The following is a 17275-nucleotide window of genomic DNA, read 5'->3' on the forward strand; positions in this document are numbered from 1 at the left end:
TGCGGGCATCAGCCCGCACAGTCCTTAAGCAGGCATCGCCTCGCGCGGAATAATCGCTCCGCGATACTGAATCACCGTGCTGGCCGTCAAGTGACCGCGCTGCGCCGCCGCTTCCGGCGTTCCCCCCGTCAGACGTACCGCCAGATACCCCGCGCTGAAAGAATCTCCCGCCGCCGTGGTATCGATTACCTTCTCTTTCGCCAGCTTCACCGCCGGCACCTCTGTCACGGCTTCACCTGCAACCGCCACCAGGCAAGACTCCGCCCCGCGCTTGATCACCACTTCGCTGACCCCGGCAGCCTGCGTCCGGGCAATGACTTCATCAACCGGTTTTTCGCCCCACAGAGCATCTTCATCATCCAGCGTCAGGAAGGCGATATCGGTGCATTCGAGCATCTGCTGGTAGACCTGCTGCGTCTCTTCGCGGCTGGCCCACAAACGCGGACGGTAGTTGTTATCGAAAATCACCTTACCGCCATTGGCACGGCATTCGCGCAGCAGTGACAGCAGCTTTTCACGGCTCTCCTGGCTCAGGATCGCCAGGCTGATCCCGCTCAGGTAGAGATAATCGAAGGTCGCCAGTTCTTCGCAAATGGCAGCGGCGGCCTCGCTTTCCAGCCAGAATTTGGCGGCCGCTTCATTACGCCAGTAATAGAAGGTGCGCTCGCCGGTGCTGTCGGTTTCGATGTAGTACAAACCCGGCAGGCGGTTTTCCATTCGCTGGATGAGCGAGGTCCCAACGTTTTCACCCTGCCAGGCTTCCAGCATCTGCTGGCTGAAGCTGTCCGTTCCCAGCGCGGTAACGTAGCTCACGCTCAGCGCGTCGGGGGCGACCTGACGGGCAATGTAAACGGAGGTGTTCAATGTATCGCCACCAAAACCGCGGCTGACTTCCGCGCCTTTCTGGGACAGCTCAATCATGCATTCGCCAATCACGGCAATTTTTTTAGACATAGTCGTGAACCTGAACAAAGTAATTAAGGGTAGTGTGCGCTGTGTGTTTTTTATGGTCAACTATATTAAAACGACGTTCCATTATTTTTTTTGAGCCAGCGCGTATTCCGGCATATTTCTGTCATCTTAATTTCATTTTCCCGGTGAATTGAACATAAAGTTCTCACCTGGCGGGCCGATAACTCAGTGACGAGTCCAGAAAGGCTATCCCATACAACAGGACATCCGAAATGAAGTCAGAGCAGGTTATCCAGCGGCTGAGCACTACGCCTGAGGCAAGTATTGAGAACTTGCAGGAGCATCGCTACTGGCTGCAATGTGAGCGAGCGTACACCTATCAGCCCATCTACCGTACCGACGGTCGGTTAATGGCGATTGAGGTGTTAACGGTCGTCACTCATCCATCGAATCCTTCACAGCGTATTGCACCGGACCGCTATTTTGCGGAGGTTGCCGTGCGTCAGCGTATCGACGTGCTGGAAGAGCAGCTGAGAATGCTGGCGACGAAGCAGGCGTTCTTCGAGCAGCACGGTATTCTGGCGTCGGTGAACGTGGATGGCCCAACCCTGATGGCGTTACGTCAGAACGCGACATTGCAGGCGCTGATTGCCACCTTGCCGTGGATGCGCTTCGAGCTGGTGGAACATGTTCAGCTGCCACAGGACTCCTCGTTTGCCTCGATGTGTGAGTTTGGCCCGCTGTGGCTGGATGATTTCGGTACCGGTATGGCCAACTTCTCCGCCCTGAGCGAAGTGCGTTATGACTACATCAAAGTGGCCCGCGATCTGTTTATCATGCTGCGCCAGACGCCGGAGGGACGGAACCTGTTTACGATGCTCCTGCAACTGATGAACCGCTATTGCCAGGGCGTCATTGTGGAAGGCGTAGAGACGCTGGAGGAGTGGCGCGACGTGCAAAATTCCCCGGCAGCGGCGGCACAGGGTTATTTCCTCTCTCGTCCTGTCCCCATGGATACCCTGGAAAAGGTGATAACCACCCTCTGATCTGCCCGCTTCCCTTTGTCTGAACTATAGTTTTAGAGGCAAGTTCATCAGGAAAGGGGACAACAATGACAAAAACAACCAGGGTGATTTCCTGGACAGCAGGGATTTTCTTGTTGCTGATCGTGGTCTTAATCATCATTATCGCCACGTTTGACTGGAACCGGCTCAAACCGACCATCAACCAGAAAGTCTCAACCGAGCTAAACCGCCCCTTCGCAATACGTGGCGATTTGGGTGTCGTGTGGGAGCGCCAGAAAGAGGAAACCGGCTGGCGAAGCTGGGTGCCATGGCCGCACGTTCACGCCGACGACATCATTCTCGGCAACCCGCCGGACATCCCCGAAGTGACCATGATCCACCTGCCGCGCGTGGAAGCCACGCTGGCGCCGTTAGCCCTGTTAACCAAAACGGTGTATCTGCCGTGGATCAAACTTCAGCAGCCCGACGCGCGGCTGATTCGCCTGTCAGAGAAAAACAATAACTGGACGTTTGATCTCGCCAGCAGCGGCGATAAAGATCAGAATGCGCAGCCCTCTTCGTGGTCTTTCCGCCTCGACAATATTCTGTTCGATCGGGGGAGGATCGCCATTGACGATAAGGTGAATAAGGCTGACGTGGAGATCCTCGTCGATCCGCTGGGCAAGCCGCTGCCGTTTAGCGAAGTGACGGGCAGTAAAGCCAAAGGCGATGACAGCAAAGCGGGCGATTACGTCTTCGGCCTGACGGCGAAAGGGCGCTACAACGGCCAGCCGCTGACCGGTAAAGGCAAAATCGGCGGCATGCTGGCGCTCAGGAGTGAGGGCACGCCGTTCCCGGTGCAGGCGGATTTCCGCTCGGGCAACACCCGCGTGGCGTTCGTGGGCACGGTTAACGACCCGATGAACATGGGCGGCGTCGACCTCCAGCTTAAGTTTGCCGGGGATTCGCTGGGTGAACTGTACGATTTGACCGGCGTGCTGCTGCCGGATACCCCGCCGTTTGAAACGGACGGGCGCCTGGTTGCCAAAATCAACACCGAAAAATCGTCCGTCTTTGACTACCGGAATTTTAACGGGCGCATCGGCGACAGCGATATCCACGGCACGCTGACCTACACCACCGGTAAACCGCGCCCGAAACTGGAGGGGGACGTTGAATCCCGCCAGCTGCGTCTGGCCGATCTTGGTCCGCTGATTGGCGTAGATTCGGGCAAAGGCACGAAGTCTAAAGAGGTTAAAAAGGACGTTCAGCCTGCGGGTAAAGTGCTGCCCTATGACCGCTTCGAAACCGACAAATGGGACGTGATGGATGCGGATGTACGCTTCAAAGGACGTAAAATTGAGCATGGCAGCACGCTGCCGCTGAGCAACCTCTCGACCCATATCATCCTGAAAAACGCCGACCTGCGCCTGCAACCGCTGAAGTTTGGCATGGCCGGGGGAACCATCTCATCGAATATCCACCTGGAGGGGGATAAAAAGCCAATGCAGGGAAGGGCGGAGATCCAGGCGCGTCGGCTGAAGCTGAAAGAGCTGATGCCGGACGTGGAGCTGATGCAGAAAACCCTCGGTGAGATGAACGGCGACGCGGATATTCGCGGCACGGGTAACTCGGTAGCGGCGCTGCTGGGTAGCGGAAACGGCAACCTGAAGCTGCTGATGAACGACGGGCTGGTGAGCCGTAACCTGATGGAGATCCTGGGGCTGAACGTCGGGAACTTTATCATCGGGCAAATCTTCGGTGACGACGAAGTACGCGTTAACTGCGCGGCGGCAAATCTGGATCTGGTCAACGGCGTGGCGCGTCCGCAGATCTTCGCTTTCGACACGGAAAACGCGGTTATCAACGTCACCGGTACCGCCAGCATGGCGTCCGAGCAGCTGGATTTAACCATCGATCCGGAAAGTAAAGGTATTCGTATCATCACCCTGCGCTCGCCGCTGTACGTTCGCGGGACCTTCAAAGATCCGCAGGCGGGCGTGAAGGCCGGGCCGTTGATTGCGCGTGGTGCGGTCGCCGCCGCGCTCGCTACGCTGGTCACTCCTGCGGCGGCGCTGCTGGCGTTGATTTCGCCGTCGGAAGGCGAAGCGAATCAGTGTCGGACGATTTTGTCGCAGATGAAGAAGTAGTCCCGTTTCTCCCTCTCCCTGTGGGGAGAGGGGGCTCCAGTAATTTGAAAGCAAAAGCTATAACGTTGCCTCAGAATAACTGAGGGCTTTCAGCGATGCCTCGGTCCGGCTGTAAATCGCTGAGGCGTTTCCTGTAGGCCGGGGCGAGGCGCAGGGATGCGCCGAGAGGGCGGGCTTTACAGGGATGTTACCTCCGCCCGTCCCCGATAAGCCGGAAGGAATAAGCCGAAGGCACCGCGAAGCGGCGATTTTCCGCCGGAAGCCCGGGTCGCCAGGGTGGTGGCGACTGAGCCACCCTGGCACGTTCACCGCTCATGTCGTGACAGAGTAGCAAGGAACATAAAGTGAACGGAATGACCACCTGAGCCGTATGTTCCCCCTCACCCCAGCCCTCTCCCTCAAGGGAGAGGGGGCCGTCTGTGCAGGCATTATTTTGTGGGGAGCCCTCAGCCCTGTGGGTGAGGGCTGAATCGTAGGCCGGGTAAGGCGTAGCCGCCACCCGGCATTCACTTACAGCGCCTGATGCTTCGTCTCGTGCGTCAGCAGCAGCGCAATCAGCGTCAGCGCTGCCATTGCCGCCAGATAGACACCCACATAGAATAGGCCATAGTTCGCCTGAAGCCATGTGGCGATATACGGAGCCACCGAGGCGCCCAGAATCGACGAAACGTTATAGGAGAACGACGCGCCGGTGTAACGCACTTCAGTCGGGAACAGCTCCGGCAGCAGCGCGCCCATTGGGCCAAAAGTCAGCCCCATCAGGCTCAGGCCAATCAGCAGATACGCCATCACCAGCGCAGGGCTACCTGAACCCAGCAGCGGCGGGAAGACAAACAGCGCGAACAGAATAATCAGCGAGGTGATGACGATCATGCTTGAACGACGGCCAAATTTATCCGCCAGCAGGCCCGCGATGGGCACCATCACACCAAATCCGATGACCGCCATCATCAGCATCCACAGCACTTCGTTACGCGGCAGGCCCAGGCCGACCGGCGCGGCGGCGGTACTGAAGGTCATGGAGTAAACGGTCATGATGTAGAACAGCGTGTAGGTTGCCAGCATGATGAACGTGCCCAGCACGGTCACGCGGAGGTGTTTGGTCAGCAGCGTCCCCAGCGGAACTTTAACCTGCTTTTTCGCCGCGGCGACTTTAGCGAAGACCGGCGTCTCGTGCAGCGACACGCGAACGTACAGGCCAATCAGCACCAGCACGGCGGAGAAGACGAATGGAATACGCCAGCCCCAGTTCATGAACTGTTCATCAGTCAGCAGCCAGGAGAGGAGCAGGAAGGTGCCGTTAGCAAAGAAGAACCCAATCGGTGCGCCCAGCTGCGGGAAAGAGCCATACAGGGCTCGTTTGCGCGCCGGGGCGTTTTCGGTCGCCAGCAGTGCCGCGCCGCCCCATTCCCCGCCCAGCCCCAGACCCTGCCCAAAGCGCGCCAGCGCCAGCAGCACAGGCGCCAGAATGCCGATAGTTTCATAGGTCGGCAGCAGGCCGATGGCGACGGTGGAGATCCCCATCGTCAGCAGCGAGGCAACCAGCGTCACTTTACGGCCGACGCGATCGCCAAAATGCCCAAAGACCGCTGAACCAATCGGACGCGCAACGAAGGCGATAGCAAAGGTGGCTAAAGACTGTAGCGTGGCTGCCGTCGGGTCGCCCTGAGGGAAGAAAATATGCGGAAAGACAATGACCGCAGCGGTGGCGTAAATATAAAAGTCGAAGAACTCAATGGCGGTGCCAATCAGCGATGCGACGACGACTTTATTGCGCGAGTTGACCGGAACGTGTTCCGCCCCTTCGTTAAGTGTGGTGGCTGTTGCTTGCATAATATTTTCTTATTTTTGGACGAACGAAGGGCCATATTAGGCATAGCAAAAGCGACATTTCAATCTGTAATAAAGGCGTGGTGTGGTCATAAAAGCAACAAAAAGCGGATAATTTTCAGACCAGCGAAAACACTTCTATGAAATGCTTCACACTTTTTAAATATCAGTCATTAAAACTGGTTTTGCGTTAAATAAAAGTTACGGCCTGGATTTATATGCTGAAATGGCGAATCGGGCTGAAATATCAGCCCGACATGATATCAGCGGTGGGTTTTACCCGGCATGCGCGGGTCATCTTTATACTCTGCCGTGGCGATCCACGCGGCGCAGAACAGCGTCAGGCGAGCGAAGAAATAGAAGAAAGCCATCAGCCCCAGCACCGAACCAAAGGCCGCGCCGGAGGGAGACTTCACCAGGGACGGCAGCGTATAGGTCATCACAATCTTGATCACCTCAAAACCAATGGCGGCAATCAATGTCCCGCGCATCAGCGCCTTCTTGCGCGGACGATGGCGGGGCAAACGCCAGAAGATCCAGAAGAACAGAAGGTAGTTAGCAAAGATGGAGATGGCCAGCCCAATGCCGCGCCAGGCCGGTTTCAGCCATTCAATGTAATCCAGGTACAGCGCGGAGATAATCATCTGCTGCGCGGAACCGGCGACCGAGGTGATGGAGAGCGTAATGACCAGCGCCACCAGCAGCCCAATCAGAGAAATAAAGTCGCGCAGATACTTCACCCATATCTTCTCCTGATCCTGCGGTCTACGCTCCCAGACGTCACGCGACTGGGCGCGAATAGCCTCACGCAGGTTGCCCATCCAGTTCACCCCGGAATAGAGCGCAATCAGCAACCCGACGATACCCACGGTGGTACGCTGCTGCACGGCGGTGTTGATGGTGCTTTTGAGCGTTGCGGCGAGCGTCTGGTCGCTGACGTTGGTCAGGATCTTATTGAAGATGTCCTGCAACAGCGTCGGGTGAGACGCCAGCACAAAACCGGCGGCGGCAAATGACACCATCAGGATGGGGATCATCGACAGGAACGAGAAATAGGTAATCGCCGCGCCAAACTGATTTCCCATGCGGTCGTTAAAGCGCTCAGCGGCGCGTATCAGGTGAGCAATCGCGGGTATCTGCTGAATTTTTTCGGCTATGCCGGTCACGGTGCCCAGCGCTTTGCTGGCCGTTCCAGGCTCTTTCGGCGCTTCAGGCTCGTTATCCATCTTTTTGATGGGTTCATAATCTAAATGTTGAGTCGGTCGTTGCGGGTTATTTTCCGGCGTCACGCGCATTTTCCTTTTCGTTGAGCTGGATGTTACTGAATTATAGCTTGTGACTAGTCGACGTAACCTTTTGTGAGTTCGGTAAGCCACTCCATAAACACATGCACCCGGCGGGAGAGGTTACGGCGGTGGGGATAAATGAGGGAGACGGGCATCGGTTCAGCCCGGTATTGCGGCAGGATCTCAACGAGTTTTTTCGTGCGCAGGGCATCACGCACCCCGACGCGCGGAACCTGAATAATCCCAAGCCCGGCGATACAGGCGGCCTGGTAGGTTTCCGTGCTGTTAACCGTCAATACGCCTCCCGTTTTCACCCACTGGGTCGCGCTGCCGTTGTAATACTCAAAACCCTGCGGACGCGTGCCCAGCGTGGCGGAGTAGTGAATGAGGGCATGCGAAGCCAAATCGTCCAGCGTCTCAGGGTAGCCGAATCGCGTCAGATAATCCGGGCTGGCGCAGTTAATCACCGAGAGTTTCCCAAGCGGGCGGGCGATAAGCCCGGAGTCCTTTAAGTTTCCCACGCGAACCACACAGTCAAATCCTTCGCGGATGACATCGACCAGACGATCGCTGCTACTCAGCTCCAGCTCAATGCCGGGAAACTGTTGTAAAAATGCAGGCAGTTTCGGAATGACTACATTTCGCGCAATGGCAACGGGCATATCCACACGTAGCCGACCGCTGATGGTTGAAGGGTCGTGCAGGAACATGCCGTCCAGTTCGTCCAGATTCATCAGCAGATCTTTAGCACGCTCGTAATAAACCATGCCGTCCTGCGTCAGGCTGACGCGGCGGGTAGTACGGTGCAGCAGCTGCGTGCCGAGTGCGTTTTCCAGTGCCTGGATCTGTCGCGATACGCTCCCCTTCGGCAGGCTTAACGTCTCCGCCGCGCGGGAAAAACTTTCCAGTTCCGCGACCCGAAGGAAAAGCTGCATTGCGTGTATTTTATCCATAGATGTTGGTCATTGTTGTTATGAATGAAACAGTGAAGCGCTGACGGCACTATTTATTGATTTTCTACCATCTAATAAGCTCTTTCTCAATCTTCATCACAGCCGAAACGAGGTGAATTATGAGTGAACGTATTGCTTTAGTGACGGGCGGTAGCCGCGGCTTGGGGAAAAATGCCGTTTTGAAGCTGGCCGCGGAAGGGACAGGCATCATCCTGACCTGGAACAACAGCCAGCAGGAGGCGCAGGAAGTTGTGCGCGAAATCGAGGGAACAGGTGGAAAAGCGGCAGCATTGCAGCTTAACGTCGGCGATACGGCAAGCTTTTCGCGCTTTGCTCAGCAGGTGAAGGATACCCTCAAACACGTCTGGCAACGTGACACCTTTGACTATTTAGTGAACAACGCAGGCACGGGCTTGTACGCACCCTATACCGAGACGACGGAAGCGCAATTTGATGATGCGCTGAACATTCACTTCAAAGGGCCGTTTTTCCTCACGCAACAGCTGCTGCCGCTCATAAAAGACGGAGGGCGGATCCTGAACGTCTCCAGCGGACTGGCCCGTTTTACTCAGCCCGGTTCAGGCACCTACGCGGCAATGAAAGGGGCGATGGAAGTGCTGACCCGCTATCAGGCAAAAGAGCTTGGTGCGCGCGGAATTTCCGTCAATATCATCGCGCCCGGCGCGATTGAAACCGACTTTGGGGGCGGACGCGTGCGGGATAATGCGGAGCTTAACCAGCTGCTGGCCTCGCAGACAGCGCTGGGACGCGTGGGCCTGCCCGATGATATTGGTGACGCCAGTGCGGCGTTGCTCAGTGACAAACTGGGCTGGATGAATGCGCAACGTATTGAAGTTTCAGGCGGTATGTTCCTGTAATGTTCAGTCTTAAGGGGGAGGGAACCCTCTTAAGGAAATCCTTAAAACAGGTATGTCTAAATGCTGGAAGATATAAAGAGAGCTGGGTGATTTGTAACCTCTCCATTCATTGAGTTTTTTCTTAAAAAATGCCTCTGTAGAATCCCCCTTCGCTATTCTCAGAGGAGTAAAACGATGCGAGTAATCATGTTTGACAGGCAGTCATTATTTATTCATGGAGCGATGTACAGTTTGCAGAAGTTAATTCCGAAAATAGAGATGACAGGGGCTCGTCAGACTGATGAATTATGGGCGCAATTATCCGCGTCACCCTCCGCTATCGTCATGATAGATGGGTATTTAATTCGTGATAATGGTGTGGCTTTACTGGAAGAGATTATGGATCGTTTTCCAGCGTCGCGCGTGGTGTTGGTGTTAACGAAAAAAGAGCGACGTTGGGTTGAGCAAATGTTTCAGCGCAACGTGGTGGCGATAATTCCCCGCAATGCGAATCCCGAACGCTTTTCCGCAGTGCTGGATTCCGTATCGCGAGGGATGGTCTGTTTTCCCGGCGAGTGGCTGAAGCAGCACTCCTCTCAGGATGAACTGTCAGTGTTAAGCGAGCGCCAGCGTGAGGTATTGAAGTTACTGGCGGCCGGAGAGTCCAATAAAGAGATTGGTCGTAATCTCAACATCAGTGCGGCAACGGTAAAAGCCCATCTGGAGACGCTTTTCCGGCGTCTTGATGTCAAAAACCGGACGCAGGCCGCGATGTACTACACCCGGGCGACGGCCTGAAGGATCTTCTCAGGCAGAGGGGACTCTTCCCCAAAACTGAAGAGGGTTAATATCAGGGCGTCATGCTGCTGTTGGGTTAATGGGCGTTTGTTCATTTCCCGCAGCAGCGCCTCACATAATTGAATATCATTAAAAAGCAAATTCTCCGCCTCAATCGGCGTGATGAGACTGTTAAATTTTTCCCACTGGCGAATCACGTGACCATAACCAATAACCCATATACCCTTTTCGTCACGGTATTTCTCCAGGGAAAGACCCTGTTGTTTTTTAATTAATGCGATTGCAGCAGAAGATATCTGCATTGCATAACCCGTCATAAGCGTTTCCTCTTAGTGGCGCGACTATAGAGGAAACGCCGCCGGGGAAATATCCGCCAAATGGCTGTTGATCAGGTTTAACTGAACGGGAATTCCTTTTTCAGTAAACCGAATAGCCAGTCGTTATGCCATTGCCCTGAAAGGAAATAACTCTCACGCAACTCACCTTCCAGTTGAAAACCTGTTTTTTCCAGCAGTCGCCTTGAGGCGATATTTCCCGCCGTCACGGTGGCGGTGAGCCGACGGATATTACCCTGAGTCAGCGCGAAATCACACACAGCCCGCAGAGATTCAAAGCCGTAACCTTTCCCCTGCGCAGAGGGCGCAAAGAGAAAACCGACTTCAGCACAATCTGCTTCCCGGTGCACATAGCCGGTTACGCCCAGCGGCGTCTGGCTGGCCGTCTCACGCACCACAAGGCAGAGCCAGTGCGAGCTGCCCGGCGTCCACGGCAACAGACGAGACTCAAAGGCTTCCCGAATGTCCGCCTCGCTACGCGCAGGGGCGACAAAACGCATCACCTCAGGATTTTGCTGTAGCGACAGAAAAAAGGGCCAGTCTTGCTCTTGCAGCGGCGAGCAGGTGAGACGCGCGGTGGTTAAGGCGGGCATGACGATCCTCCGGAGGCATTGCAAATGATTATAAGGTTGTCACTTTATTTCAACAGAAAGTCAGGTATGTTTAACCTCATATAAATAAAAAGAAAAACGACTTTTAATGCCGCTTTAGCGGTACTCATTGTCTCTCAAGGAAAACAATGATGATTAGCTCATCGCATCATACCCGCGAACAGTTTGAACACTGTCTGGCAGCGATCCGTCAGGCGTCTGTTGAAATTTTACTTCTGTTGAATGTACATGTTTCTGAAGGAAAAGATCCACGCTGGTTTCTGGAGCAACTGGATAGCGCCCGCCTGGGGCTGGGCGGGTGGGGCGCCGTAGCCAGGAAGCTGAATCTGAATGATGCGGAAATGACGGCCTTTACGCTGCAATTACGCTTGCTTCAGCAGCGTGTTCCCCAGTATGAAAGCGGGCAGGATGTCAGCGAAAATCAGCTGATTGCGGCGATGCGCTTCGTCACCTCCCTTGAATATCTGCGTCTGCAACAGCCCCTCCTGACCTACGAAACCGGGAGGGTGCCAGAGAAGGAGAGCCAGCTTCAGGCGCAGAAACAGGTGCGTGCCATTGAGCTGATGATTAAAGGGCTGATACAGCAGGCGTGGCCCGATCCGGTGCGGCTGAATAATCATCTTAAGACCTTGTTTAACGCTGAACGCGTGCGTCGCTGGCTGAAAAACGGTGAGATTAATGATGTTCTGAGCGGCATGTTGTTCAGCGAACTGGCCCAGCTGCTGGTGGATAAAAAAGAATTTAGCCGCTACTACGCGCCGCTGTTTAACGCTCCGGACATGCTGACGCTGCTGGTAGAGCCCCGCAAAACCCTGCAAACCTTCCTCGAAGATATTCGACAAATCCGCAACAGCATCACCGTGCAGCAGCCGTTAAGCGGGGCGCAAATCCAGCTGCTCGACTGCTATTACACGCAGATCACCCGCTCCGTTCAGCGCGCGTTTGAGGAAGGGCGGACACGCGTTAACCCGGCGGCGCTGATGGCGGTGGACGAAAGCGAGCTGCACGCGTTCTGGGAAAAGGCGCAAAAAATGGACCGCACCACAGGCGGCGATCTTTTTGAAGTGCGCGACAGTATAGAAAAACCGACTCAGCGCGCCGCGCGTACGCCAGAGCAGCGCGAACAGCTGATTTCCGGCGTGCTGTGGGGAGCGGTTGGCGTGATGGTTATCGCGATTGTCGTGGGGGGATTCTGGCTGGTGACCAGCAGTAAACCGCAGCCGGCTGTGGCCAGTACGGCATCTCCCGCGCAGGTGCAGGAGATGCGCGAAACGCCTTCCTCACGCGAGACGTTAACCCGCATGGGTGTTACCTGGGATGAGAATAATTTCCGCTCGGCCATCAATCGCAATGACACCCGCGTGGCGCTCCTGTTTTTGCAGGGCGGGATGGACTGGAAAATGTCATGGACGGAGGAGGCGTTGTCGGCAGGCTACGACGATGTACTGGAAGTAATGTTGCGCTACCGCCTGCAAATGACAGAGCAAAAGCCCTGCCGACGCTTTATTAATACGCTTAGCCATGCGATGGCGAACGGCGAATCGCTGACGCCTATGCGTAAGCAGTACCTGGAAGCATTCTGTACCGTTCCCGCGGTGGTGAAACGCCAGCAGCACGACGCCGATATGGCAACGCGCCGCGCGAAGACGCAGCCCGATGCCAGCACAAAAAAATGGCAGTCCATCCAGACTGCCATTTATGAGGTGATCCGCTGATTATTTTTCCCCCTCACCCTGCCCCTCAGGGGAGAGGGGCAGGGTGAGGGGTGAGGCTCAGGGCTCCCCATACAGCCCAATCAACCGCCGCACCACGCCATTCGTCCAGCCGAAGCCATCCTGCAACGGATACTCACCCCCGCCACCTTCGCGTGGCGTGCTGCTGGCGATGTGGTACTTCTCAATCAGCTTATAATGGGTTTTGTAGTAATGGTTCACCGTGTGCAGCCAGCTCCAGGCGATCTCATCTCCCAGCGAGTCGTTGCCGTACTGCTTGAACCCCTGGATCGCCATCCACTGGAGCGGCGCCCAGCCGTTCGGCTTATCCCACTGCTCCCCGGTTTCATATTCGGTGGCGAGAATACCGCCCGGCGTGAGCAGACGGGCTTTAACGGCATCGGACAGCCGTTCAGCCTGCTCATGCGTCGCCATGCCCACATACAGCGGCACAATGCTGGCCGCAGAGAACAGCGCCAGGGCTTCACGCCGCCAGTCGTAATCACGATAACAGCCGTTCTCTTCGTCCCACAGATAGCGGTTCACCGCCGCGCGCCGGTCGCTGGCTTTCTGGCGGAACAGATCAGCCGTCTCTTTATCCCCTTTCGACGCGGAGATATTGGCGATAGCGCTCTCCAGTTTGAACAGGAATGCGTTCAAATCAATGGGGATAAATTGTGTCGTGCGGATGCTGGCCAGCCGCGCAGGATCGCGCAGCCAGCGGGATGAGTAATCCCATCCTGAGGCTGCCCCGGCGCGCAGGTCGCGATACACCTCGTTCGGCGGACGACCGGAATGACGGGCGGTTTCCACGTCCTCAATCCACGATTCATCTCGCGGCGTGTCGCGATCGTCCCAGTAGCGGTTGAGCAATGAGCCATCCGGCATGCGAACCGCACTGCGATAGGCCTGATTGAGCAGCAGCGATTCCGCCCCGTCCATCCAGAAGGCGTACTCCATCTTAAGATGCTCAAGATAGCGCTTCGCCCCGCGCACGCCGTCCTCTTCAAACAGCTCCACCATCAGGGCAAAAACGGGCGGCTGGGAGCGGCTGAGATAGTAGGTACGGTTGCCGTTCGGGATATGGCCGTAGCGCTCTATCAGCCAGGCGAAGTTATCGGCCATACATTTCAGCAGATCGTTACGACCGCTTTCAGCAAGCCCCAGCATGGAGAAGTAAGAGTCCCAGTAGTAGGTCTCACTGAATCGCCCGCCGGGCACAATATAGGCCTGCGGCAGCGCCAGCAGCGACGACCACGGGATGTGATCCTGCGGCTCACGCGTCAGCACCGGCCACAGATTATCAATATGTTCTTTCAGGGACAGGCCGGGGTCAGAGACGTACTCTTTGCTGTAGTCCTCCGGCAGCCAGAAGTGATTCTCCACAAAGCGCGCCAGGTCAAAATCACGGTGACGACGCACCTTGCGATAGCGGATCAAAATATCCAGCGGATCCATCTTCGGCGCGCAGTCGGGAAAGGTTTTGCTGTCCGCAAACAGCCGCGACGACTGGACGTGTTCAAACAGTTCAAGGTAGCGGTCTGCGGGCGTAAGGGCATCGGACGCCGGCAGCCCTTCAATCATTTCCGGTTCCGGCTCTGCCTCGATCATCTCATCCAGTTTTAACTCACAGGGATCGGTTTCGTAGCGCAGCTCTTCTGCAATCTCGAACTCGATATCCTCGGCAGTCTGTAGTTTCTGGTTGAACATGGTGTTCAGGACCTCCGGTTTTTGTCGTAACCAATACGGGTTTTTCCCGGCTATCTTTAAAGCGTAGACATTCGCTTCGGTTAATGCGGTGCGAAGTGTGCGGTAGATCACGCTTTCAAAATGGATTTAAACACGCTGAAAGTCAGATATCCCTTTGATTATGAAATTATTAAATCAGAATCTTTGGAAACAGAGCAGGAATAAAATTCAGAGCATTCGGTATTCTGCATATAAGCACGGATTAATGTGCCTGACGCGCATCGCCCTGAAGGCTGTTGGCGGTTTGATTGGCTTTCTGGCTGGCGCCTTCGCTTTTATCCATCGCTTTGCTGGCCGCTTTTTCCGCATGGGCGGCGCTGTACGCAGCCAGATGGGAAATCACGATGGCGTAAATGCTCATTAACGACACCCACAGAATGCTGTTTTTCCACCACAGCAGGGTAGGAATAGTCAGTATCGCCCATACCAGCGCGAGTACAAGGTGCATTTTGGCCATCAGTTTTGCGGTGATCTTTACGTGCATTTTCATATCTCTAATCTTTTTCCGTAGTAACAGGCGAACGCGTAGCGCTTTCTAAGATTAGTTAATTCCACCGCGGGTACCGGGTTATTTTGTTACCGTTTGTACAGCCGTTGGGTTTACCTGCCCAGGGCATAAAAAAACCGGCCAGCTGGCCGGTTTTGTTGCGGATCAGACGGATCAGCGCATAGTCACAAACTCTTCCGCCGCAGTCGGGTGGATCGCCACGGTGTTATCGAAGTCTTTCTTCGTTGCGCCCATCTTCAGTGCCACCGCGAAGCCTTGCAGGATCTCGTCCATGCCGAAACCAATGCCGTGGATGCCGACGATCTTCTCCTCCGGGCCCACGCAGACCAGCTTCATGCGGCATGGCTGACGGTGCGAGGTGACCGCGGTATACATCGCGGTAAACGCCGATTTATACACTTTCACCTGGTCATCGCCGTACTGCTCACGCGCCTGCGGCTCGGTTAAGCCGACGGTACCGATTGGCGGGTGGCTGAAGACCACGGTCGGGATGTTGCTGTAGTCCAGATGTTCGTCCGGCTTGTTATTAAACAGACGCTCGGAAAGACGACGCCCCGCCGCCACGGCAACCGGCGTCAGCTCTACGGCGCCGGTGTTATCACCGACGGCATAAATGCCCGGTACGCTGGTGTTCTGGAATTTATCAACGACAATGTAGCCTTTTTCATTGGTTTTCACCCCGGTTGCGGCCAGATTGAAGTTGTCGGTGGCCGGTTCACGACCAATCGCCCAGATCAGGCAATCAACGGTCTGGCTGCGACCATCTTCCAGCTCCAGAGTCAGGCTACCGTCCGCATTTTTCACCACCGCTTTTGGCACGGCGTTGGTGTGCAGGGTTGGGCCTTCGGCGTTCATCACCTCGACCAGCGTGTCGACGATCAGCGGGTCAAAGCTGCGCAGCGGCGCGTGTTTACGCACGAACAGGTGCGCTTCCGCTCCCAGGCCGTTAATCACGCCGGCCAGCTCAACCGCAATGTAACCTGCGCCCACAATGGCAACGCGTTCTGGCAGAGCAGGCAGCTCGAAGAAACCGTCGGAGTCGATACCGTATTCCGCGCCCGGAATGTTCGGGTGGCTCGGACGGCCACCGGTGGCGATCAGGATGTGATCGGCGGTGATCGTCTCGCCGTTCACTTCGATCGTCTTCGCATCCACGAAACGGGCGAAGCCGCGGATCACGTCGACGTTATTCTTGCCCAGTACGTTATCGTACGAGGTGTGAATACGGTCGATGTAGGCGGTACGGCTGGCGATCAGTTTATCCCAGTCGAAGTGGTTGATGGTGGTGTCAAAGCCGTAGTCCGGGCCATACATATGGATAGCTTCACGGATTTGCGCGGCATGCCACATCACTTTCTTCGGTACACAACCCACGTTCACGCAGGTGCCGCCGAGTTCTTTGGCTTCAATCAGCGCACACTTCTGGCCGTACATGGCTGCACGGTTGATGGAGGCGATGCCGCCGCTGCCGCCGCCGATTGCGATGTAGTCATAATGCTTAGTCATAGCGTTGTCCTTAATCGTGAATTGCCGCGATTGTATACCTGAAATCAATAGTTTCCACCGATGGCTGCGATTACTCCGGCACGATCCAGCTCACGGTGGCGTGACCCGTACCGGCTGGCACCAGCGTTTTGTGCAGCCACGGCAGCACGTTGTTCATCTGTGCTTCGAGCTTCCACGGCGGGTTAATGACGATCATGCCGGACGCGGTCATGCCGCGCTGGTCGCTGTCAGGGCGCACCGCCAGCTCAATTTGCAGGATTTTACGAATGCCGGTCGCTTCGAGGTCTTTGATCATGCGTTTAATTTGCGCGCGCAGCACTACCGGATACCACAGGGCATAGGTGCCGGTCGCAAAGCGTTTGTAACCTTCGTTAATGCCGGTCACCACCGCCTGATAGTCGGTTTTGATTTCGTACGGCGGGTCGATCAGCACCAGGCCGCGACGGGAAACCGGCGGCAGTTTGGCTTTCAGCTGCTGGTAGCCATCGGCTTTGTCCACGCGGGCGCGGTTATCTTTCTGAAACTCAGAACGCAGCAGCGGGAAGTCGCTCGGGTGCAGCTCTGTCAGCTGAAGGCTGTCCTGCTCGCGCAGCAGCTGGCGGGCAATCAGTGGTGAACCCGGGTAGTAACGCAGCTGGCCGTTGCGGTTGAAGTGATTCACCACGCCAATGTACGGCTCCAGCTCGGCAGGCAGATCGTCCTGCTGCCAGATACGCGCAATCCCTTCCAGATATTCACCAGTACGCTCGGCATGCTCGCCGCTCAGCTGATAACGGCCCGCGCCCGCATGGGTGTCCAGATAAAGGAACGGTTTATCCTTTTCTTTAAGCGATTCGATGATCAGGCTCTGAACGGTATGTTTGAGGACGTCGGCGTGGTTGCCTGCGTGGAAGCTGTGGCGATAACTGAGCATGGGTAATGATATTCCGCTGAATTGACGATTTGCCACAGTTTACAGCAGAACGGCACAGATTACCCGCAGGCCCGGTAAGCGCAGCGCCACCGGGCGTTTTTCGACAACCTTCGGCATTGAAATCCTCTACACTTAACCCCATTACTGAAAA

15 protein-coding genes are annotated in these 17275 nt (G+C 55.8%); 5 read left to right on the top strand and 10 right to left on the bottom strand.

The annotated features are described in order from the left end of the window. Positions 1 to 24 precede the first annotated feature (24 nt). Complete coding sequence (locus KTH07_RS21665) at positions 25 to 954, bottom strand: sugar kinase (RefSeq protein WP_017384186.1); 930 nt, start codon at positions 952 to 954, stop codon at positions 25 to 27. 230 nt (positions 955 to 1184) lie between these two features. Between KTH07_RS21665 and pdeH the strand changes: the two genes are divergently transcribed. Both pdeH and KTH07_RS21675 read left to right on the top strand, forming a co-directional pair. Continuing rightward, positions 1185 to 1958 (top strand): cyclic-guanylate-specific phosphodiesterase, encoded by a 774-nt coding sequence (pdeH, locus tag KTH07_RS21670; RefSeq protein ID WP_015571521.1) that lies wholly within the window; start codon positions 1185 to 1187, stop codon positions 1956 to 1958. A 65-nt stretch (positions 1959 to 2023) separates the two neighbouring features. Beyond that, positions 2024 to 4066 carry an AsmA family protein gene (locus KTH07_RS21675; protein ID WP_063162054.1) on the top strand — a complete coding sequence of 681 codons (2043 nt, stop codon included), beginning with the start codon at positions 2024 to 2026 and terminating at the stop codon, positions 4064 to 4066. 510 nt (positions 4067 to 4576) lie between these two features. Here the strand turns inward: KTH07_RS21675 and KTH07_RS21680 are convergent. The 3 genes from KTH07_RS21680 to KTH07_RS21690 all read right to left on the bottom strand — a co-directional run bounded on the left by KTH07_RS21680 (position 4577) and on the right by KTH07_RS21690 (position 8135). Next, the gene (locus KTH07_RS21680; protein ID WP_015571519.1) at positions 4577 to 5899 is read right to left on the bottom strand and encodes an MFS transporter; all 1323 of its coding nucleotides are present in this window, start codon (positions 5897 to 5899) and stop codon (positions 4577 to 4579) included. A gap of 260 nt (positions 5900 to 6159) precedes the next feature. Beyond that, complete coding sequence (yhjD, locus tag KTH07_RS21685) at positions 6160 to 7185, bottom strand: inner membrane protein YhjD (protein ID WP_023295574.1); 1026 nt, start codon at positions 7183 to 7185, stop codon at positions 6160 to 6162. Between the two features lie 50 nt (positions 7186 to 7235). After that, complete coding sequence (locus KTH07_RS21690; protein ID WP_017384184.1) at positions 7236 to 8135, bottom strand: LysR family transcriptional regulator; 900 nt, start codon at positions 8133 to 8135, stop codon at positions 7236 to 7238. Positions 8136 to 8254: 119 nt separating this feature from the next. Here KTH07_RS21690 and KTH07_RS21695 point away from each other — a divergent pair, with 119 nt between their 5' ends. Together KTH07_RS21695 and KTH07_RS21700 are read left to right on the top strand one after the other, a co-directional pair. Further along, the gene (locus KTH07_RS21695; protein WP_063162055.1) at positions 8255 to 9013 is read left to right on the top strand and encodes an SDR family NAD(P)-dependent oxidoreductase; all 759 of its coding nucleotides are present in this window, start codon (positions 8255 to 8257) and stop codon (positions 9011 to 9013) included. Between the two features lie 174 nt (positions 9014 to 9187). After that, positions 9188 to 9790 (top strand): response regulator transcription factor, encoded by a 603-nt coding sequence (locus tag KTH07_RS21700; RefSeq protein ID WP_023304592.1) that lies wholly within the window; start codon positions 9188 to 9190, stop codon positions 9788 to 9790. Here the strand turns inward: KTH07_RS21700 and KTH07_RS21705 are convergent. Both KTH07_RS21705 and KTH07_RS21710 read right to left on the bottom strand, forming a co-directional pair. Continuing rightward, positions 9769 to 10107: a lysozyme gene (locus KTH07_RS21705; RefSeq protein WP_015571514.1), complete on the bottom strand. Its 339-nt coding sequence runs from the start codon at positions 10105 to 10107 to the stop codon at positions 9769 to 9771. The genes KTH07_RS21700 and KTH07_RS21705 overlap by 22 nt on opposite strands. A gap of 77 nt (positions 10108 to 10184) precedes the next feature. Next, positions 10185 to 10718 (bottom strand): GNAT family N-acetyltransferase, encoded by a 534-nt coding sequence (locus tag KTH07_RS21710; RefSeq protein ID WP_017693814.1) that lies wholly within the window; start codon positions 10716 to 10718, stop codon positions 10185 to 10187. A 146-nt stretch (positions 10719 to 10864) separates the two neighbouring features. Between KTH07_RS21710 and KTH07_RS21715 the strand changes: the two genes are divergently transcribed. Next, positions 10865 to 12451 (top strand): STY4199 family HEPN domain-containing protein, encoded by a 1587-nt coding sequence (locus KTH07_RS21715; protein ID WP_023304591.1) that lies wholly within the window; start codon positions 10865 to 10867, stop codon positions 12449 to 12451. Between the two features lie 57 nt (positions 12452 to 12508). On the opposite strand, the gene KTH07_RS21720 is transcribed toward KTH07_RS21715, so the two are convergent. The 4 genes from KTH07_RS21720 to KTH07_RS21735 form a co-directional block, all read right to left on the bottom strand. Then, the gene (locus KTH07_RS21720; RefSeq protein WP_023304590.1) at positions 12509 to 14158 is read right to left on the bottom strand and encodes an alpha,alpha-trehalase; all 1650 of its coding nucleotides are present in this window, start codon (positions 14156 to 14158) and stop codon (positions 12509 to 12511) included. Between the two features lie 241 nt (positions 14159 to 14399). Continuing rightward, a complete protein-coding gene (locus tag KTH07_RS21725; protein WP_015571509.1) occupies positions 14400 to 14687 on the bottom strand; it encodes a hypothetical protein in 288 nt (95 codons plus the stop codon). Positions 14688 to 14858: 171 nt separating this feature from the next. Further along, a complete protein-coding gene (gene gorA / locus KTH07_RS21730; RefSeq protein ID WP_017384179.1) occupies positions 14859 to 16211 on the bottom strand; it encodes a glutathione-disulfide reductase in 1353 nt (450 codons plus the stop codon). Between the two features lie 70 nt (positions 16212 to 16281). Beyond that, entirely contained in the window at positions 16282 to 17124 is an 843-nt protein-coding gene (locus KTH07_RS21735) for a 23S rRNA (adenine(2030)-N(6))-methyltransferase RlmJ (RefSeq protein WP_006808562.1), read from the bottom strand. Positions 17125 to 17275 lie beyond the last annotated feature (151 nt).

Source organism: Enterobacter cloacae complex sp. ECL72 (assembly GCF_019056635.1).
GTDB classification, from domain to species: domain Bacteria; phylum Pseudomonadota; class Gammaproteobacteria; order Enterobacterales; family Enterobacteriaceae; genus Enterobacter; species Enterobacter hormaechei_C.